11 protein-coding genes are annotated in these 16964 nt (G+C 43.7%); 4 read left to right on the forward strand and 7 right to left on the reverse strand.

The window, feature by feature from the left end:
- The first annotated feature begins 1 nt into the window (after window position 1).
- Genes H5181_RS01305 through H5181_RS01320 form a run of 4 tightly spaced genes read left to right on the forward strand, consistent with a single transcriptional unit; the run spans window position 2 to window position 4970 of the window.
- Window positions 2-1492, forward strand: coding sequence for a monovalent cation/H+ antiporter subunit D family protein (locus tag H5181_RS01305; RefSeq protein ID WP_182749973.1), 1491 nt, complete (start codon window positions 2-4; stop codon window positions 1490-1492).
- Window positions 1489-2955, forward strand: coding sequence for a monovalent cation/H+ antiporter subunit D family protein (locus H5181_RS01310; RefSeq protein ID WP_182749975.1), 1467 nt, complete (start codon window positions 1489-1491; stop codon window positions 2953-2955). The genes H5181_RS01305 and H5181_RS01310 overlap by 4 nt, the downstream gene beginning before the upstream one ends.
- A 1-nt stretch (window position 2956) precedes the next feature.
- Window positions 2957-3271 carry a hypothetical protein gene (locus H5181_RS01315; protein WP_059743912.1) on the forward strand — a complete coding sequence of 105 codons (315 nt, stop codon included), beginning with the start codon at window positions 2957-2959 and terminating at the stop codon, window positions 3269-3271.
- Complete coding sequence (locus tag H5181_RS01320) at window positions 3261-4970, forward strand: Na(+)/H(+) antiporter subunit D (protein ID WP_182749977.1); 1710 nt, start codon at window positions 3261-3263, stop codon at window positions 4968-4970. Before H5181_RS01315 ends, H5181_RS01320 begins: the two co-directional genes overlap by 11 nt.
- 1161 nt (window positions 4971-6131) lie before the next feature.
- Here the strand turns inward: H5181_RS01320 and H5181_RS01325 are convergent.
- From H5181_RS01325 to ppsA, 7 genes are all read right to left on the reverse strand, one after another.
- On the reverse strand, window positions 6132-8750 hold the full coding sequence (locus H5181_RS01325; protein ID WP_182749979.1) for a cation-translocating P-type ATPase: 2619 nt from the start codon (window positions 8748-8750) through the stop codon (window positions 6132-6134).
- A gap of 1 nt (window position 8751) precedes the next feature.
- On the reverse strand, window positions 8752-9336 hold the full coding sequence (locus H5181_RS01330; RefSeq protein ID WP_123777685.1) for a hypothetical protein: 585 nt from the start codon (window positions 9334-9336) through the stop codon (window positions 8752-8754).
- A gap of 6 nt (window positions 9337-9342) precedes the next feature.
- Entirely contained in the window at window positions 9343-9612 is a 270-nt protein-coding gene (locus H5181_RS01335; RefSeq protein ID WP_011637748.1) for a DUF211 domain-containing protein, read from the reverse strand.
- 597 nt (window positions 9613-10209) lie between these two features.
- A complete protein-coding gene (locus H5181_RS01340) occupies window positions 10210-10629 on the reverse strand; it encodes a MarR family winged helix-turn-helix transcriptional regulator (protein WP_011637749.1) in 420 nt (139 codons plus the stop codon).
- Window positions 10630-10907: 278 nt separating this feature from the next.
- A complete protein-coding gene (locus H5181_RS01345) occupies window positions 10908-11384 on the reverse strand; it encodes a DUF1285 domain-containing protein (protein ID WP_182749982.1) in 477 nt (158 codons plus the stop codon).
- 9 nt (window positions 11385-11393) lie between these two features.
- On the reverse strand, window positions 11394-14441 hold the full coding sequence (locus H5181_RS01350; RefSeq protein WP_182750022.1) for an FAD-binding and (Fe-S)-binding domain-containing protein: 3048 nt from the start codon (window positions 14439-14441) through the stop codon (window positions 11394-11396).
- A 130-nt stretch (window positions 14442-14571) separates the two neighbouring features.
- Window positions 14572-16941 carry a phosphoenolpyruvate synthase gene (gene ppsA, locus H5181_RS01355; RefSeq protein ID WP_182750023.1) on the reverse strand — a complete coding sequence of 790 codons (2370 nt, stop codon included), beginning with the start codon at window positions 16939-16941 and terminating at the stop codon, window positions 14572-14574.
- Window positions 16942-16964: the final 23 nt, after the last annotated feature.

Consider the following 16964-nt stretch of genomic DNA (forward strand, 5'->3'; position numbering starts at 1 on the left):
TATGGATTTATTAGCACACCTTCCTGCTTTGCAAGTTGTGATACCGATGTTGTCGGCACCACTTATCGTCATGCTACAACCGCGAGGTTTAGCTTGGGCCGGAGCAACTGCTTCTGCACTAGTTAGTTTTTCTATCGCCGTTGCGCTTACTTTGGCTGTTTTAGACGGACAAACCCTCCAATACGCGATGGGGGGCTGGCCGGCACCTTATGGCATAGCACTGTCGGTTGATACGTTTAGTGCCATTGTTTTGCTGGTGATCACGGGAGCCAGCACTGCTGCCTTACTCGCTGCCAAACCAAGTATTGATCAGCAAATAGAATTAGAACGCCAACCACTTTTCTATGCGGCCTGGCTTTTGGTTTTATCTGGACTGGTGGGTATTGTCGTATCAGCAGATGCCTTCAATATTTTTGTTTTCATGGAAATTTCATCTCTTGCCAGCTACATATTAATAGCTGGAGGTCCAGACCGTCGGGCTCTTCCAGCCGTTTTCAAATATCTAATGATGGGCACTATTGGCGCAACCTTTTATCTAATTGGTGTAGGTCTAATCTACATGATGACCGGCACGCTTAACTTAGCCGATATTCAAGATCGCCTCGGTGATGTGACCGATATAAATCCAGTTCTAGTTGCTGCTGGATTCATCACTATTGGGTTGGCCCTTAAAGCTGCTGTGTTTCCTTTGCATGTATGGGTTCCAAACGCTTATACACATGCTCCGCACATGGTGACCGTGTTTCTCGCTGCTTGCGCGACCAAGGTTGCACTGTATGTACTTATCCGATTTGACTATATGGTATTTCAAGCCACGCTTGAGGATCACGAAGTTCAGTTCGCATTGTTTGCGATGCCATTGTCAATTCTCGGAATACTTATTGCTTCTGCAGTTGCGATGTTCGAAGGACATCTTAAAAGGCGGCTTGCTTCATCATCTATAGCACAAATAGGCTATATTTTGCTTGGTGTTAGCTTTGTAAGCATGGCTGGACTAAGCGCCAGCGCAATGCATATGTTCAACCATGCACTAGCAAAAGGTGGGTTGTTCCTGGCAGTTGCTTGCCTAGCTTATCAGTATCGTGACTTGCGCCTAGATCAACTCGGTGGTGCTGCAGCTCGTATGCCCTGGACTTGTGCTGCTTTTGTTGTGTGTGGTTTGAGCTTAATCGGCGTGCCTGGTACTGCAGGGTTTATTAGTAAATGGCTCCTTATCACCGCAGCTTTGGAAAGCGGTCCTTGGGGGGGTGGGCTAGTAGCAATTATTCTAGTCAGTTCCTTGATGGCGGTGGTTTATGTTTGGCGCATCGTTGAGGCGCTTTACTTCCAAGCTCCTGTCGAAGGAGAAGGCCCAACATCTGAAGCACCAATACAAATGTTATTAGTTACCGGTTTTGTTGCACTACTCAATATATACTTCGGACTGTTTCCACAGGTTCCATTAGAACTCGCAAATAGTGCTGCAGCCCTTCTATTGGAGGGTTCAAAATGACACCAGAAACTACCATATTAGTCGCCATTGGTCTTCCAATAGTAGGAGCTCTGGCTATTTCTCTTGCTGGGCGAATAGGCCCTAATATTCGCGAAGCTGCAACGGCTATTACATCTGTTTCACTAATCTGGGTTGTTTGGGGGCTCATTCCTACTCTTATGGAAGGCGGAAGACCCTCAATAGAAGTAAGCGAGGTGATGCCAGGGCTAAGTATTGCATTTACTGTTGAACCTCTGGGCATGCTATTTGCAGCATTGGCATCTGGGCTTTGGCTTATCAACTCGATATATTCCGTTGGCTACATGCGCGGTAATAAAGAGAAAAACCAAACTCGATTTTTTGTATGCTTCGCGTTAGCTCTTTCAGCCACTGTTGGTGTTGCTTTCGCTGGCAATCTATTCACTCTATTTTTATGCTACGAATTATTAACACTCTCGACATACCCCCTAGTAGCACATAAAGGCGATGCAGCGACGATACGTTCGGCAAGGATTTATCTGGGTGTTTTACTGAGTACATCTATTGGTTTGTTCCTTCCTGCTATCATCTGGACTTATACAGTGGCAGGTACAGGTGATTTTACTACCGGCGGGATCCTCGCTGGTAAGTTGAATGACCCAGAAATAGGGTTGCTTCTGGCACTATTTGTATTTGGTATCGGTAAAGCGGCTGTCATGCCGATGCATAAATGGCTACCCGCGGCTATGGTAGCCCCCACCCCAGTGAGTGCCTTACTACATGCCGTTGCGGTAGTTAAATCCGGTGTTTTTGCTATCACTAAGATAATCATTTATATATTTGGGATTGAATATCTATTTGAATCACCCAGCTCAGAATGGCTTTTATATGTTGCGGTATTTACCATCATTGTTGCTAGTCTTGTTGCGATGCGCCAAACCAATATCAAACGCCTGCTAGCCTACTCCACTATTGCCCAGTTATCTTATGTAGTCATGGCCACAGCCATTCTTAAACCACTCGCAGAGGTTGGCGCCGCCTTACATATGGTCGCTCATGCTTTTGGTAAGATCACATTGTTCTTTGCTGCTGGCGCAATTTATGTTGCCTCTAAAAAGACCGAAATCCATCAATTACGTGGTATTGGTAGACGTATGCCATGGACAATGGCGGCGTTTACAATTGGTGCATTAAGTATGATTGGTGTCCCTCCCACTGCGGGGTTCGTCTCCAAATGGTACATTTTGGCCGGAGCTTTCGAAGCTAACAATCTAGTGGCAGTATTCACCATAATTGTCAGTACCCTTCTTAATGCAGCTTACTTTTTGCCTATTTTATACATAGTTTGGTTTGAGCACGAAAAAGAAGGTGACAAGGAACACGGCGAAGCACCGTTTTTAGCTGTGTTGGCATTGACTCTGACCGCCATACTGACACTCGCTTTCTTTTTGTTTAACGGTCCAGTAATTGAATTGGCAAGCCAAGTAGTTAAGGGGCTCAGTTAAAATGAATGACGAAAAACAATTACACTGGTTAGTACGGCCGTCAACTATTCGTAAACTCTGGATTGGTTTCAGTGTTGTACTGACCTTGGTGGTTCTTGCGCAGACAGTAATATACGTTAAGGGTTATTTCGGCTTTGATGCCTGGTTTGGGTTCGGTGCCGTTTACGGATTTGTCAGTTGTCTGGTGATGGTATTAATAGCGAAATTATTAGGTCTGTTTCTAAAACGTCCACTGGATTATTATGATGAACCAGAGCAAATAAAAACCTCAGAACCTAGTCATGACAAGGTAAAGGAGAATAGCAATGGGGTTTGAATTTTTCTCTCCAGCATTTATCCTGCTAATTGCTGCTGTACTGATATGTTTTGTTAAAGGGCACGCACGAACAGCAGTTATATTAATCGCCCCAATTATTACCCTGTTGGCCATATGGCAGATCCCTGACGGAGTCCAGAGTACGGTAAAATTTCTTTCGTACAACATTGAACCTGTCGAAGGTAGTCCGCTAAGGCGATTGTTTGCGACTATTTTTACAATAATGGTCTTTGTTGGAGGTCTCTTTTCTTTTCGTATAGCACGTTGGTATGAACTTGCCGCAGCCTTTACATACGCTGCAGGTGCTATAGGAGTCTGTTTTGCCGGCGATCTTATTACCATGTTCGTCTACTGGGAACTAATGGCGATATTCTCTACTATTGTGGTTTGGTGTGGTGGTACGCCCGATTCACGCGCAGCTGGAATACGGTATGCCATAATGCATTTTCTCGGTGGCGTAATACTTAAAGTTGGAATTGTAGGTGTTGTACTTGGGACTGGTTCTATCCAAATCCAACCTATGCTGGCAACAGATTTCAGTACATGGATGATACTTATTGGCATATTGATAAACGCCGCGGCACCACCAGTGTCAGCTTGGCTAGCCGATGCATACCCAGAAACCACACCCACTGGTTCAGTATTTCTGTCGGCATTTACAACTAAAACAGCTGTATTGGCACTGATATTATTATTCCCAGGCGAACCTGTGCTGATTGGCATAGGTCTGTTTATGGTTATGTACGGTATTATTTTCGCATTATTGGAAAATGATGTGCGACGTATCCTTTCCTACTCCGTGGTTAACCAAGTCGGTTTTATGGTTGTTGCCGTAGGTATTGGTACCGAAATGGCACTTAATGGGGCTACGGCTCATGCTTTTGCACATATTATATATAAAGCGCTACTGTTTATGAGTGCTGGGGTTGTTATATACCGCACTGGGAAAAATAAATGTATGGAGCTGGGTGGTCTATTTCGCACCATGCCACTTACCTGCGTCTGCGGTATTATTGGCGCGCTAGCAATTTCAGGTTTTCCACTGACGTCAGGTTTTACCACAAAGAGCATGATTTCCCAGGCCGCTGTCGATGGGGATTTAGTTTGGGTTTACATGGCGTTAACCGCCGCGTCGGCCGGTGTATTTCTTCATGCTGGCATCAAATTCCCATGGTTTGTGTTTTTCCAAAAAGACTCAGGTTTAAGGCCAAAAGATGCGCCATGGAATATGGGGTTGGCGATGATCATTTTTGCTAGCATGTGCATTTTACTGGGTGTATTCCCAGAAATGCTTTATGCCCTATTACCCTACCCTGTTGACTACCAACCATACTCTATTGGTAAAGTGCTGTTCTACCTGCAGTTGCTACTATTTTCAGGATTGGCTTTCTTCGTATTATTGCCACTAATGAAACGTACCATGACGATAAGCCTCGACACAGATTGGCTTTGGCGACGTGCGGCCTTTTCATTGGTTAAGTTGATCGAACGAGCACTTAGCTCACTAGGTGACATGGTTACGCAACAACGAAACCGCTTGCAGAAATTCTTACAACGTATGGCAGTGCGTTATCTAGGCCAACCGCATACAGCAGATAGCCAAGAGCGCGGCGTGTTCGCGCGCTCTTGGCCCGTGGGCACTACTGTGCTTTGGATCGCTGGGTTGCTATCAGCCTACGTGTTGTTGTACTACTTGTAGCTGCACTGGGAACAAATTTTTCACTTGACTCCATTTAGCATAGTTATTTTTCAGATCAGATAGTGACTCTTACACGCGTTGAAGATAGATATTGTGAGGGCAGAAGGCTAGGGTCTGTTGATCTTTGCAGGTTAAATTTTGTTCGAGATAAAAACGTTTTAATCGAGGCGAGCGGATTGCTGCCTAGCAATCTAAGCACCACTTGATTTACAAAGAATCGCTCAACAAAGAGTAAAACGTTTTTAGCCGAACCCTTCGGGCAGCGTTTGTTGGTCATTTTTACTGCGTTATCGACTTTTTATGTAGAATAACTACACCACAAAGTCTCTGCCGCGCAGTTATAAATGTGAGAAATGACCCACAATTCGCTGCAAAAACAACCTTGAAAGATCAACAGGCCCTAGGGTTAAACATGCCATTACTAACATTTCTGTGTTTTCATAACGATAAACTTAGGCGAAGTTTTAGCACAAATTAATTTATAACAGTACAAATAAACATAACACTCTATGGGAAGGTTTTATGGTGCTGAAACGTAGAAAAAGATACCATTTGCTAACGACTAACTCAAAATGAACTAGCCACTTATATCCGCTTTACCTTTGGTACTAACCTTACTTTATAAGCTAAGTAAGGTTAGCCATTTCTTTAGATTCATTCTTGTAAATTAATTGATATTGAAACCAATCCCATTGCTAGCATGAGTAAATTTATGGCTAACTGATATAAGTATATTGTGAATGAATAGTCGCTCTAAATTGCTTTGAGGCAGATCTTGGCTAGCCATGCCAGCGAGCAGAGAGATGGAAAAAAGTGTGTTTGAGGTATTGATTAACCCAGCTTACTTGGTATTGGTTTAGCTTGATTTATAACGTAGCTTCATTTGAACTTATTGCGTGCAGCATGTGAGCTACAGGACGTTGTAAATGTAGCGATCACAGGGAAAAGCTCAAATCTAATTAGTTGACATATTTTGGACAAATTCAATATTTAAATTGAGGCCGTTGAAGAAAATAGAAAAATGTTGCAGGGCGGCTGGGCCAATTTTTTTAGAAGAGTTAAGAGGAAACATCCGTTGAGTTCCTCTTGTTCTGGTGTGGCAAAGCGCCACGACGTTAGTGGCCGCAGGCCATCGCGGTAACGCACTATCCATATATAACACTATGCGTAAATAACACCACGGCGCATTAACCATTTTTCAATCTCGACGGCAAACAAAATAAGTGAAGACAACAACAGACAGACAATAAGATCGACCATTGGCAGAGGCTGTGTATGGAAAATGGTGTTTAACGCAGGTGTATAAATCACGACCATCTGAAATAACAACGTTAACAGAAAAGCCCCTAACATCGGTAAATTACTGAACAAACCAATACGCAATAATGAAGCACTCTCACTGCGAACCGCTAGGGCATGAAACAACTGCGATACCGTTAATACCGTAAACACCATTGTCTGCCAGTAAACAACGTCACGAGAAATAGCCCACGCCATAGTCGCAATGGATATTCCACCAATAAACAATCCTACCCAGAGAATATGTTGCCACATACCATGAGAAAAAATACTTTCCTTTGGAGGGCTGGGCGCACGACTCATTATATTCGGTTCGGCTGGCTCAGTGGTTAATGCAAGACCCGGCAGGCCATCGGTCACTAGGTTAATCCACAGGATATGAATCGGCAGTAAAGGAATAGGCAACCCGAGAAACGGTGCAAGGAACAAGGTCCAGATTTCACCAGCATTGGAACTCAAAGTATATTTAATAAATTTGCGAATATTATCGAAAGTGCGTCGACCCGACCGTATCGCTCGCACGATTGAAGAAAAGTCATCGTCCAATAACACCATATCCGCAGCTTCGCGAGCCACATCGGTTCCCTTCTGGCCCATGGCGACACCAATACTGGCACGCTTCAATGCCGGCGCATCGTTGACGCCATCTCCAGTCATAGCGACAAATTCGCCTTTGTCCTGCAACGCTTTGACGATACGTAATTTTTGTTCCGGTGTCACCCTTGCATACACCCGTATTGAGTCAACTAGGCGGGAGAATTCTTCATCGGATATTTTAGCGAGTTGATCACCACTTAGCATCGCCCTATCGTTATCTATAATGCCCAAACGTTGTGCTATCGCAAACGCGGTACCCGGATGATCGCCAGTGATCATTACCGGAATAATTCCCGCTGTGAGACAATCTTTTACGGCCTGAGGCACTTCGGGTCGCGGCGGATCGATCAACGCCACCAGCCCCAAAAAGGTGAGCTCTCGCTCCACCACTTTAGCGTCCAACGGATCTGGCAAACAGCTAAATTCACGTTTTGCAAATGCCAGTACACGGTAACCTTTATTCGCTAACTGTGCTGCTTCAGCCAGTATGGCCGTCGCTTCAAATACTGCAACCCCATCATTACTTAATCCCTGAATACATTGTTGTAGCACCTGCTCCGGCGCGCCTTTGATGTACGCAGTTATAACATCGGATGTTTGATGCAAGGTTGTCATCTGTTTTCGTTCGCTATCAAACGCAATAACGGCTATACGAGGCTTTGCCTGCTCTAAGATGGACTTATCAAAACCGACCATGTGAGCGGCTTCGAAAAGTGCTAGCTCGGTCGGCTCACCTGCAGGTTTGCCGTCTTTATCCATGATGTCATTGTTTAGTGCCATGGCTTGGCCAAGCTCTGTCCATGGAATACTGGCTTCTGACTCAGGCATTGATTGTCGCAGTTCTCCAGCGACAAAAAATAACTCCGCTGTCATGAGATTTTGTGTCAGGGTACCGGTCTTGTCTGTACATATATAGGTAACTGAACCTAGGGTTTCGACAGAGGGTAAGTTACGCACGAGCACATTATGTCGGATCAGCTTACGTGCACCCAAAGCAAGTGAAATGGTCACCACCGCAGGGAGTGCTTCCGGTATCGCAGCTACACCCAAGCTCACCGAGGTTAAAAACATCAATAATATTGACTGTCCTTGCAGCAAGCCGACAACAAACACCACTATACATATTGCCAGTACAGTCAAGGCAAGGTATCGACCAAAACGAGACAATCGTGTTTGCAAGGGGGTTTTTACACTCGTTTCATCTTGTAGCAGTCCAGCTATTTGGCCTATCTCGGTTTCCATGCCGCTGGCAACTACCACACCTTTACCACGTCCACGAATAATCATGCTGTTCTTAAAGACTAGATTCAAACGATCACCAATGGCTAACTCTTTATCCGCTAGCTGTTCTGTTTGCTTTTCTATTGCATGTGATTCACCAGTCAGGGTTGATTCATCGACCAGCAGTTCTTCCTCTTCCAGTAAGCGCACATCAGCAGGCACAATATTTCCGGCTGCAAGCATAACAATATCACCCGGCACTAATGCTGTTGCGTCAATAGTCACTTCAAGTGCATCGCGAAATACATAAGCATCTGGCGCTGCCATTTTTCGCAGTGCCGCCACAGCGCGCTCTGCCCTAAATTCCTGTACTGTGCCGATAATTGCATTAAGTAATACGATCACCATAATAGCAATGGTATCTTGTGGCTCACCAAGAAAACCCGAAATCACGGCTGCTACCAACAACACAACTATCATGAAATCAGAAAACTGCCCGAGTAAAATGAACAGCAAGGTACGTCGTGGTTTTTGGATAATAGTATTATGACCATATTCAATCAGGCGTTTTTTTGCTTGTTCTGTAGTCAGGCCCGTTAGCGAAGAATCAAGCCGCTGTAGAACATCTGCAGATTGTAAACTGTGCCACTTTGCTGAGGACATTCTAGTTTCCGACAAAGAAGTAAATAAGCGAGGCGGTTATTACCGCAACTAGCGAAGCTTGTATGCCACTGCGTAACCATGTGACCCCTGATATCCGGCCAAGAAATACCCCCAATAAAAAAGTGAGTAGCAGTGCCACTAAGATGGCAGCATAAAGAGGTGGAACAGGAAGGTTGATGCCGGCAATAGATAGCCATAGTGGTGACAATATTAACAGTGAAATGACCAGCGGGGCTAAGCCATTCACCAATGCAATCAACAAGGGTACCCACCGCGAGGCGACGCCATGCGCACTATTATGGAGATCACTAATCATTGCCTTCTCCAGCTCCCCCAAAGCATACTTTCGCTCGGCAGATTCACTGATGTAAGCACTGCTAATACCACTCATGCTTAGCGCAATCGCCGCCCCCAGACAGACACCAACAACCATTGATAAATCCGTGGGTGCACTGACAATAAAACCCATTATCAGCCCTAGCATGGTAAGTGCACCATCAAAACCGTTGACCACAAAATAACGACGCACAATACCCCGAGTACGAGTGATATCTAACAAAAAATTGGCCTGCGTTAACAGACTCATAATATATTAACCAGCAACCGTTTCATTATGTACTTCAACCTCATCAATACTGTGAAGAGACCCTCCCATATTGGTAATGGCAGATTGAATGGTATTAAAATCGATTTCGCTCCCAAACAGCTGTATTTGAACCGTTTCGGTATTTTCATCTATCTCAAGAACAATCAGTTTAACTCGATAATCGACACCTGTTTCTGCAATGGTTCGTGCAAAATCAAGTGCATTAGGTTGATGAGGTTTAAGCACATCCAGAACAATCCTTTTGACGTTAACCATAATAAATAGTCCTATAATCTTTTGTCTTGATAAGTATAGTAAAACCCTCATCAATTTGTGGTGAGATGTCTACTATTTCTGGGTAATTTGGCAACCTAATACCTTGGGCAATATTTGAAGCCATACTGTTTAATATGCTCCCATTTAACTAGCAGTACTAGGGTAGTCAATATAGAAACCTGCAGCCTAGATGACATAAGCTTTTTATGATGATTTTAGGCCGAAAAGATAGATTTTAATAAGTAATGACTTTTAAGAAGTTTATTTTTAATCAATAAGATTCATTCAGTACAACATGCATCAGCGCAAGCGTTAGCATTTTAACGCTTTACAAATAAGGTGACCCGAGGATATTAAAAATGAGGGTAAAAGTGCTAGCTAATTCCATCGCGAAACTTTCGTATCTGTTGTTTAAGTAACGAGGGGGAATGTTGCCGAAATGGTTGGGACTCCGAGGGGGATAACGTCCCTTTTGATCTGTACATCAAATGTAGCAAGGGCCAAGACGTTAATGGTCGTAGGCTATAAACAATAAAAAGCGGCTACAGCCCTGAGATATGATTAACTCAACTGATTAATTAACCTTATCGACTCTATTTATTGGCTAAACTGATTTACTTTATTCAACAAACGCATAAATTCATCTTGCTCACTGACTGTTAATGCGGCTAAAAAGTGTTGGTTAACCCACTCGGCCTCATGAATTAAGTCTTGCTCTAAGGCTTTACCATTATCAGTTAAAAAGATTTGAAATGCGCGGCGGTTGTCAGCTTCTTGATGACGGGTAATAAACCCTTGAACTTGTAAGTTATCCAGCAGCCGCGTCATGGTGTAGTTGGCCACATCACAACGCTTAGACAACTCAGTTTGGCTTAAGCCTTCCTCTTGCCACAAGGTAAATAGCACCGGCCAAAGTTTACTGTCTAACTCGTAGCGCTTTAAACGCACATCAAGCTGTTGCTGCAAGGCAATATTAAGATGGGAAATCAGGTAACTTAAACTTTCAAAGCGTTTCAAATGATACCTCCTACATCGTCATCCGTATGCTCACTTTCGGTTAAAGACTTTACTGACTAAACAGTGACAGCATCAACACGAAGTCAAACACACCTGAACATGAATTAGATTACCATCTCTATACGTTAATAGAAGCTATTTTAATCTTAACTCGAGATAAGAGATGGGAAATACGAACTTAAACCAATGTATTTAGAACATTTCATATCAAACTTGTCATTTGTTTTGCTAACTAGGCGCATTGATGCGTCAATAAACGGCTGTTTGATAAACGTTTATTATTTTGAGCTAAGGTTAACCGAATCAAAAGATAAGTACTCGTTTATGTAGCGGTAATAACAGGCTCGGTTTAATTGCCCTACCAAGCCTCTGATTAATGGTGCGTATATACCATCGTCTGTGACAATAATATCTGCGATATTAATGGCAGGAAGCTGAGTCCCTATACTGCTGAAAAATATCAACTGACTATCATTTGACTGAGCTTCCGTTGATGCAGCTTGATGATAGTCCACCAGTAATAATGGATAGGCTTCAACGGTGACTTTGACTTTCTCGACTGGTGTAATTAACAAATACTCATTGTCGATACAGTGCAAAATACTACTGAACAAAGCCGCAAATTTTGCTGGCAACGGACTGTCTAGATACAGCCAATCGCCATTGGCTTGAATATGAAACAGAACATCATCACTGCACAGTGCCACACCATCAGGTTGAGTAAATGTACTTAATGTCGCTGTTTCATCTGTCATTATACTTACCTACTCGAGTAATTTAAGTAACGCTTCAATAGGATGTTGCGGCTTAAAACCTGCAAAACGTTTTACTTGGCTACGACATGAATAACCCGACACCAACACTTGGCTATTTTCAGCAATTTTTTCAATGCTTGGTTGCCAAGACATTTCAAATAACTGTTCTGAACGCTCGAGGTTTTCAAGTTCATGCCCATAGGTGCCGGCCATACCACAACAGCCTAAATTAACGCTGTTGAGTTTAGCACCAAAATGGCTGAATATTGCTTTCCATTCGTTGGCCGTATTAGGTTTGGCGGTCGATTCAGTACAATGACTAAACCAAGTAAACTGTGGTGCATCACTATCAACGACTGGCGCATCATTGCGGCTTGCCACAACATCGGTTAACCATTCATTAGCCAATAGCACCTCAAATGGACCACGACGTTGACCTAAGACCTCTTTGTATTCGTCGCGATAACATAACACTAATGCAGGGTCTAACCCCACCATCGGCATACCTAGCGCATGAACTCGGTTTAAGAAATCAGCACTGTTTTGCGCTGTTTTGGCAAACTTGTCTAAAAAGCCTTTAATATGAGTCGGTTTACCGTTTGGTTTAAAGGGCAGTAATACCGGTTTAAAGCCTAGCTTTTCGATTAATTGAATAAAACGATAAACCAAACCTGCATCGTAAAAGCTGTTAAATGGATCTTGTACTACTAATACATATTGGCTGCGCTGCGCTTGTGGGATCGCGCATAGCGCATCTAAGTCATAACCACGGCTAGCATGACCATCTAAACGCTGTTTTAGCGTAGGTACAGATAATTTAGGCGCATCTACATAACCAATGGCTTTTTTAATAACCCACTGGCTCAGCGGATTTTGCGAGGCCAAATTGGTTAATTTAGGCATTGCGGCCATCAGTGGTAGTGAGTCTTCGATACCTGCAACTAAATAGTCTTTGGCTGGGCGTAAATAGCGTTTGTAATAAATATTAAAGAACTGGGCTCTAAACTTAGGCACATCGACTTTAACCGGGCACTGACCCGAACAGGCTTTACAGGCTAAACAGCCTTTAAGTGATTCCATGACTTCATGCGAATAATCATAGTCACGCTGGTTATTGAGGGTATTTTGAGTACGCTGCATCCACCCTAGTGGTTTAGATTTTGCTAACGCGTCAACATCAACACCTTCGGCTTCAAGTAATCGCAACCATTCGCGCATTAACCCAGCACGGCCTTTAGGTGATTGCACTCTATCGCCAGTGACTTTAAATGACGGACACATGGGTGAATAACTACTGTAATTAAAACATAACCCATTACCGTTACAGTTCATCACATCAGGGAAAGCATCACGCACTTGAACAGGGATTTGTCTGTCGAAACTGCCGCGTTTTGCGCTGTCGACATTAAACATTAATGGACCAGATTTAGGTGGCGCCACTAATTTGCCTGGATTAAGACGGTTATCTGGGTCAAATAACCCTTTAATTTGCTCAAGCACGGCATAAAGCTCATCACCAAATACCGCAGGCCCGTATTCACCACGAACCCCTTTACCGTGTTCTCCCCACATTAAGCCGCCATACTTAAGCGTTAATGCGGCAACTTGATCTGATATCACTTTCAGTAATTGCTCGTCGGCAACATCACACATATCTAATGCGGGTCGCACGTGCAACACACCAGCATCCACATGACCAAACATACCGTATTGCAAATTATGGCTATCGAGCAGCGCACGAAACTCCATAATATAGTCGGCTAGGTTTTCTGGTGGTACGGCGGTATCTTCGGCAAACGCTAACGGTTTACGGCTGCCTTTTGTTGCGCCCAATAAACCCACGGCCTTTTTGCGCATGGCATAGATACTGTCAATATCCGTTCTGTCGGTAATAACTTGAAAACCCACTAAACCAAATTGTTGTTGGCTTAGCTGCTCACTGAGCATCTCCTCAAGCAGAGCGACTTTATGTTTAACATCGTCATCTTCGCCAGCGAATTCAACCATATTAAGACCTTCGATGATCTTATTAGGTACCGCTTTAATTTGATCGGCAACCGAATGCCAAATAATGTCTTCGCGAGCAAGGTTAAGTACTTTTGAGTCAACGGTTTCAACTACCGTTGCTTTAGCCTGTACCAATGACGGAGCATGACGTAACGCGGATTCAAATGAATCATATTTGATGTTGACCATCATGCGGGTTTTCGGCAATGGGGTCAGGTTTAGCTTGGTTTCGGTGATCACCGCAAGCGTACCTTCTGAGCCCGTTAAAATACGCGATAAATCAAACTGGCTTAAATCATCATTCCACACATGCTTTAAATCATAGCCCGTGAGAAAACGATTCAACTTCGGAAAACGCTCAATGATGGTGTCACGCTTTACGCGGCAAACTTCTGCTATTTGGCTGGCAATGATATTGCCGAGTGAGTTGTCACCAAAAGGTTGCTCGGCCAACTTGTCTTGGTCAATTGGTGTGGTGGTTAATACGCTGCCATCAATCAGTACACTGGTTATGCCTAATACGTGATCGGAGGTTTTACCGTAAACTAATGAACCGGCACCAGATGCATCGGTATTGACCATACCACCAACGGTTGCACGGTTTGAGGTTGATAAGTCTGGACTGAAAAAGAATCCATGTGGACGTAAGGCATCATTTAACGCATCTTTCACTACACCGGCTTGCACCCTCGCCCAACCTTCCTCGGCATTAATTTCTAGCACTTGGTTTAAGTGGCGTGATACATCTAAAATTAATCCGTGGGTAAGCGATTGGCCATTAGTCCCTGTTCCGCCGCCACGCGCACTAAAGGTCACTTGTTTATATTGTGGTTGTGCTGCTAACGATAATACCAACTCAACATCTTGTTGATGTAGAGGGTATATCACCGCTTGAGGCAAAAATTGATACACCGAATTGTCGGTTGCCTGAATAAGCCGCGCACTGTAACGCTTGTCTATTTCACCTTCAAACTCGCTTTGTTCAAGCGCGTCAAGATACTCAAGATAGATAGGTTCTAATGTTTGTTTATGTGATAGCAAAGGTAACATAGAGGACTTATTATTTATTGGCATATTGCAGCCATTATAAACAAAAAAAAGCCGCTAAAAAGCGGCTTTTATTACAACTTGATAAAAATGCAGGTTGGAAAATAAATCTACCTGCAAATTTTACTCTTATTTAGCCATGTGCTTCAGCTAAATATAACCAAGTGTCAATTACGGTATCAGGATTAAGTGATACAGAATCAATACCTTGCTCAACTAACCATGCAGCAAAGTCGGAATGGTCTGATGGGCCTTGGCCACAAATCCCCACATAAGCACCTTTTGCTTTAGCCGCTTTAATAGCCATTGAAAGCAATGCTTTTACTGCATCATTACGCTCATCAAACAAGTGACTGATGATTCCTGAGTCTCGATCAAGCCCTAATGTTAACTGAGTTAAGTCATTTGAGCCGATAGAGAAACCATCAAAATGCTCAAGGAACTGGTCAGCTAGCAAGGCATTTGAAGGTAGTTCACACATCATGATAACGCGTAAGCCATCTTTACCGCGCTCTAAACCTTGCTCTTTCAGTAACTCAATCACTTGAGATGCTTCGTTTACAGTACGAACAAATGGAATCATCACTTCAACGTTGGTTAAGCCCATTTGATTACGAACACGTTTAATCGCTTCACATTCAAGCGCGAAACAATCGCGGAATGCTTCAGAAATATAACGGCTAGCACCACGGAAGCCCAACATTGGGTTTTCTTCATCTGGCTCGTAACGGTCACCGCCGACTAAGTTTGCGTACTCGTTCGACTTAAAGTCAGACATACGTACGATAACTTTCTTCGGATAGAAAGCCGATGCAATAGTGGCAATACCTTCAACTAAACGCGCAACATAAAACTCAACAGGCGAATCATAACCCGCTATCATTTCGTTGATTTCATTTTGCAGTTCAGCAGTTTGACCGTTGAAATCAAGCAAAGCTTTAGGGTGAATACCAATCATGCGGTTAATGATGAACTCTAAACGCGCTAAACCGACACCTTCGTTAGGCAAACGTGCAAAATCAAATGCGCGATCTGGGTTACCCACGTTCATCATAATTTTCATTGGCAAAGGAGGTAATGTATCAACACGGTTAGTGATGATTTCAAAATCTTGTTTACCTGAATAAATTAAACCGGTGTCGCCTTCTGCACAAGATACTGTGACGATGTCGCCCGTTTTGATGCGGTCAGTCACATCACCACAACCTACAACAGCCGGTACACCTAATTCACGTGCAATAATTGCAGCATGGCAAGTACGACCACCACGGTTGGTCACAATCGCACTAGCACGTTTCATGATAGGTTCCCAATCTGGGTCTGTCATGTCGGTCACTAACACGTCACCTGGTTCAATTTGGTCCATTTGATCAATCGAGGTTAATACCTTCGCGATACCGGTACCAATTTTATGACCAATTGCACGACCTTCACAGATCACGTCACCCTTCGTTTTTAAGTGATAACGTTCAATTAACTGGACATCTTCACGACTACGAACTGTTTCTGGACGAGCTTGAACAATATACAACTTACCGTCGTTACCGTCTTTTGCCCATTCGATGTCCATCGCACGGCCATAATGCTTTTCAATCACCATTGCTTGCTTAGCAAGTTCCATGACTTCGTCATCGTTAATAGAGAAAATACGACGCTGTTCAGCAGAAACATCTTCAATTTTAACTTGCTTGCCATGGCCAGCATCATCAGAGTAAACCATCTGAATCAACTTACTGCCGATATTTCGGCGCACAACAGCTTTATGCCCTTGCGCTAAAATCGGTTTGTGCACATAGAATTCGTCAGGGTTAACCGCGCCTTGTACAACCATTTCACCTAAACCAAAAGATGAAGTGATAAAGACAACGTCATTGTTTCCTGACTCAGTGTCCATGGTAAACATCACACCAGAAGCTGCTTTGTCTGAACGTACCATACGTTGTACGCCAGCAGATAAAGCCACACCTTGATGTTCGTAACCTTGATGAACACGATAAGAAATTGCACGGTCGTTAAATAGTGAGGCGTATACATGCTTAATTGCTAGCATGACCGCATCAAAACCTTTAACGTTTAGGAATGTTTCTTGTTGGCCTGCAAAAGATGCATCTGGCATGTCTTCAGCGGTAGCTGATGAACGCACTGCAAATGACGCTTCTTGAGTTTCATTCGACAACTGCTCGTAAGCTTCACGAATAGCGTCTTCTAATGCCGGCTGGAATGGGGTTTCAATAACCCACTGTCTGATCTGCGCACCTACTTTTGCCAGTTCATTGACATCATCAACATCCAATGTCGCCAGAATGTCAAAAATCTTCTGGTTAACTCCACTTTGTTCAAGGAACTCATTGAACGCATGCGAGGTCGTTGCAAAACCGCCAGGAACTTGAACCCCTGCATTAGCCAGATTGCTGATCATCTCTCCAAGGGATGCGTTTTTACCGCCAACCTTGTTTACATCGCCCATGCCTAATTCTTGATACCAGAGTACGTATTGCTGCACAGTTTTATCTCCGCAAGTTTTTA

This window comes from Shewanella sp. SG44-2 (assembly GCF_014164215.1).
GTDB classification, from domain to species: domain Bacteria; phylum Pseudomonadota; class Gammaproteobacteria; order Enterobacterales; family Shewanellaceae; genus Shewanella; species Shewanella frigidimarina.

What these genes read in the sequence shown, in the direction of transcription:
- H5181_RS01305 (WP_182749973.1), top strand. Translation starts at nt 2, where the DNA reads ATGGATTTATTAGCACACCTTCCTGCTTTGCAAGTTGTGATACCGATG.
- H5181_RS01310 (WP_182749975.1), top strand. Translation starts at nt 1,489, where the DNA reads ATGACACCAGAAACTACCATATTAGTCGCCATTGGTCTTCCAATAGTA.
- H5181_RS01315 (WP_059743912.1), top strand. Translation starts at nt 2,957, where the DNA reads ATGAATGACGAAAAACAATTACACTGGTTAGTACGGCCGTCAACTATT.
- H5181_RS01320 (WP_182749977.1), top strand. Translation starts at nt 3,261, where the DNA reads ATGGGGTTTGAATTTTTCTCTCCAGCATTTATCCTGCTAATTGCTGCT.
- H5181_RS01325 (WP_182749979.1), bottom strand. Translation starts at nt 8,750, where the DNA reads ATGTCCTCAGCAAAGTGGCACAGTTTACAATCTGCAGATGTTCTACAG.
- H5181_RS01330 (WP_123777685.1), bottom strand. Translation starts at nt 9,336, where the DNA reads ATGAGTCTGTTAACGCAGGCCAATTTTTTGTTAGATATCACTCGTACT.
- H5181_RS01335 (WP_011637748.1), bottom strand. Translation starts at nt 9,612, where the DNA reads ATGGTTAACGTCAAAAGGATTGTTCTGGATGTGCTTAAACCTCATCAA.
- H5181_RS01345 (WP_182749982.1), bottom strand. Translation starts at nt 11,384, where the DNA reads ATGACAGATGAAACAGCGACATTAAGTACATTTACTCAACCTGATGGT.
- H5181_RS01350 (WP_182750022.1), bottom strand. Translation starts at nt 14,441, where the DNA reads ATGTTACCTTTGCTATCACATAAACAAACATTAGAACCTATCTATCTT.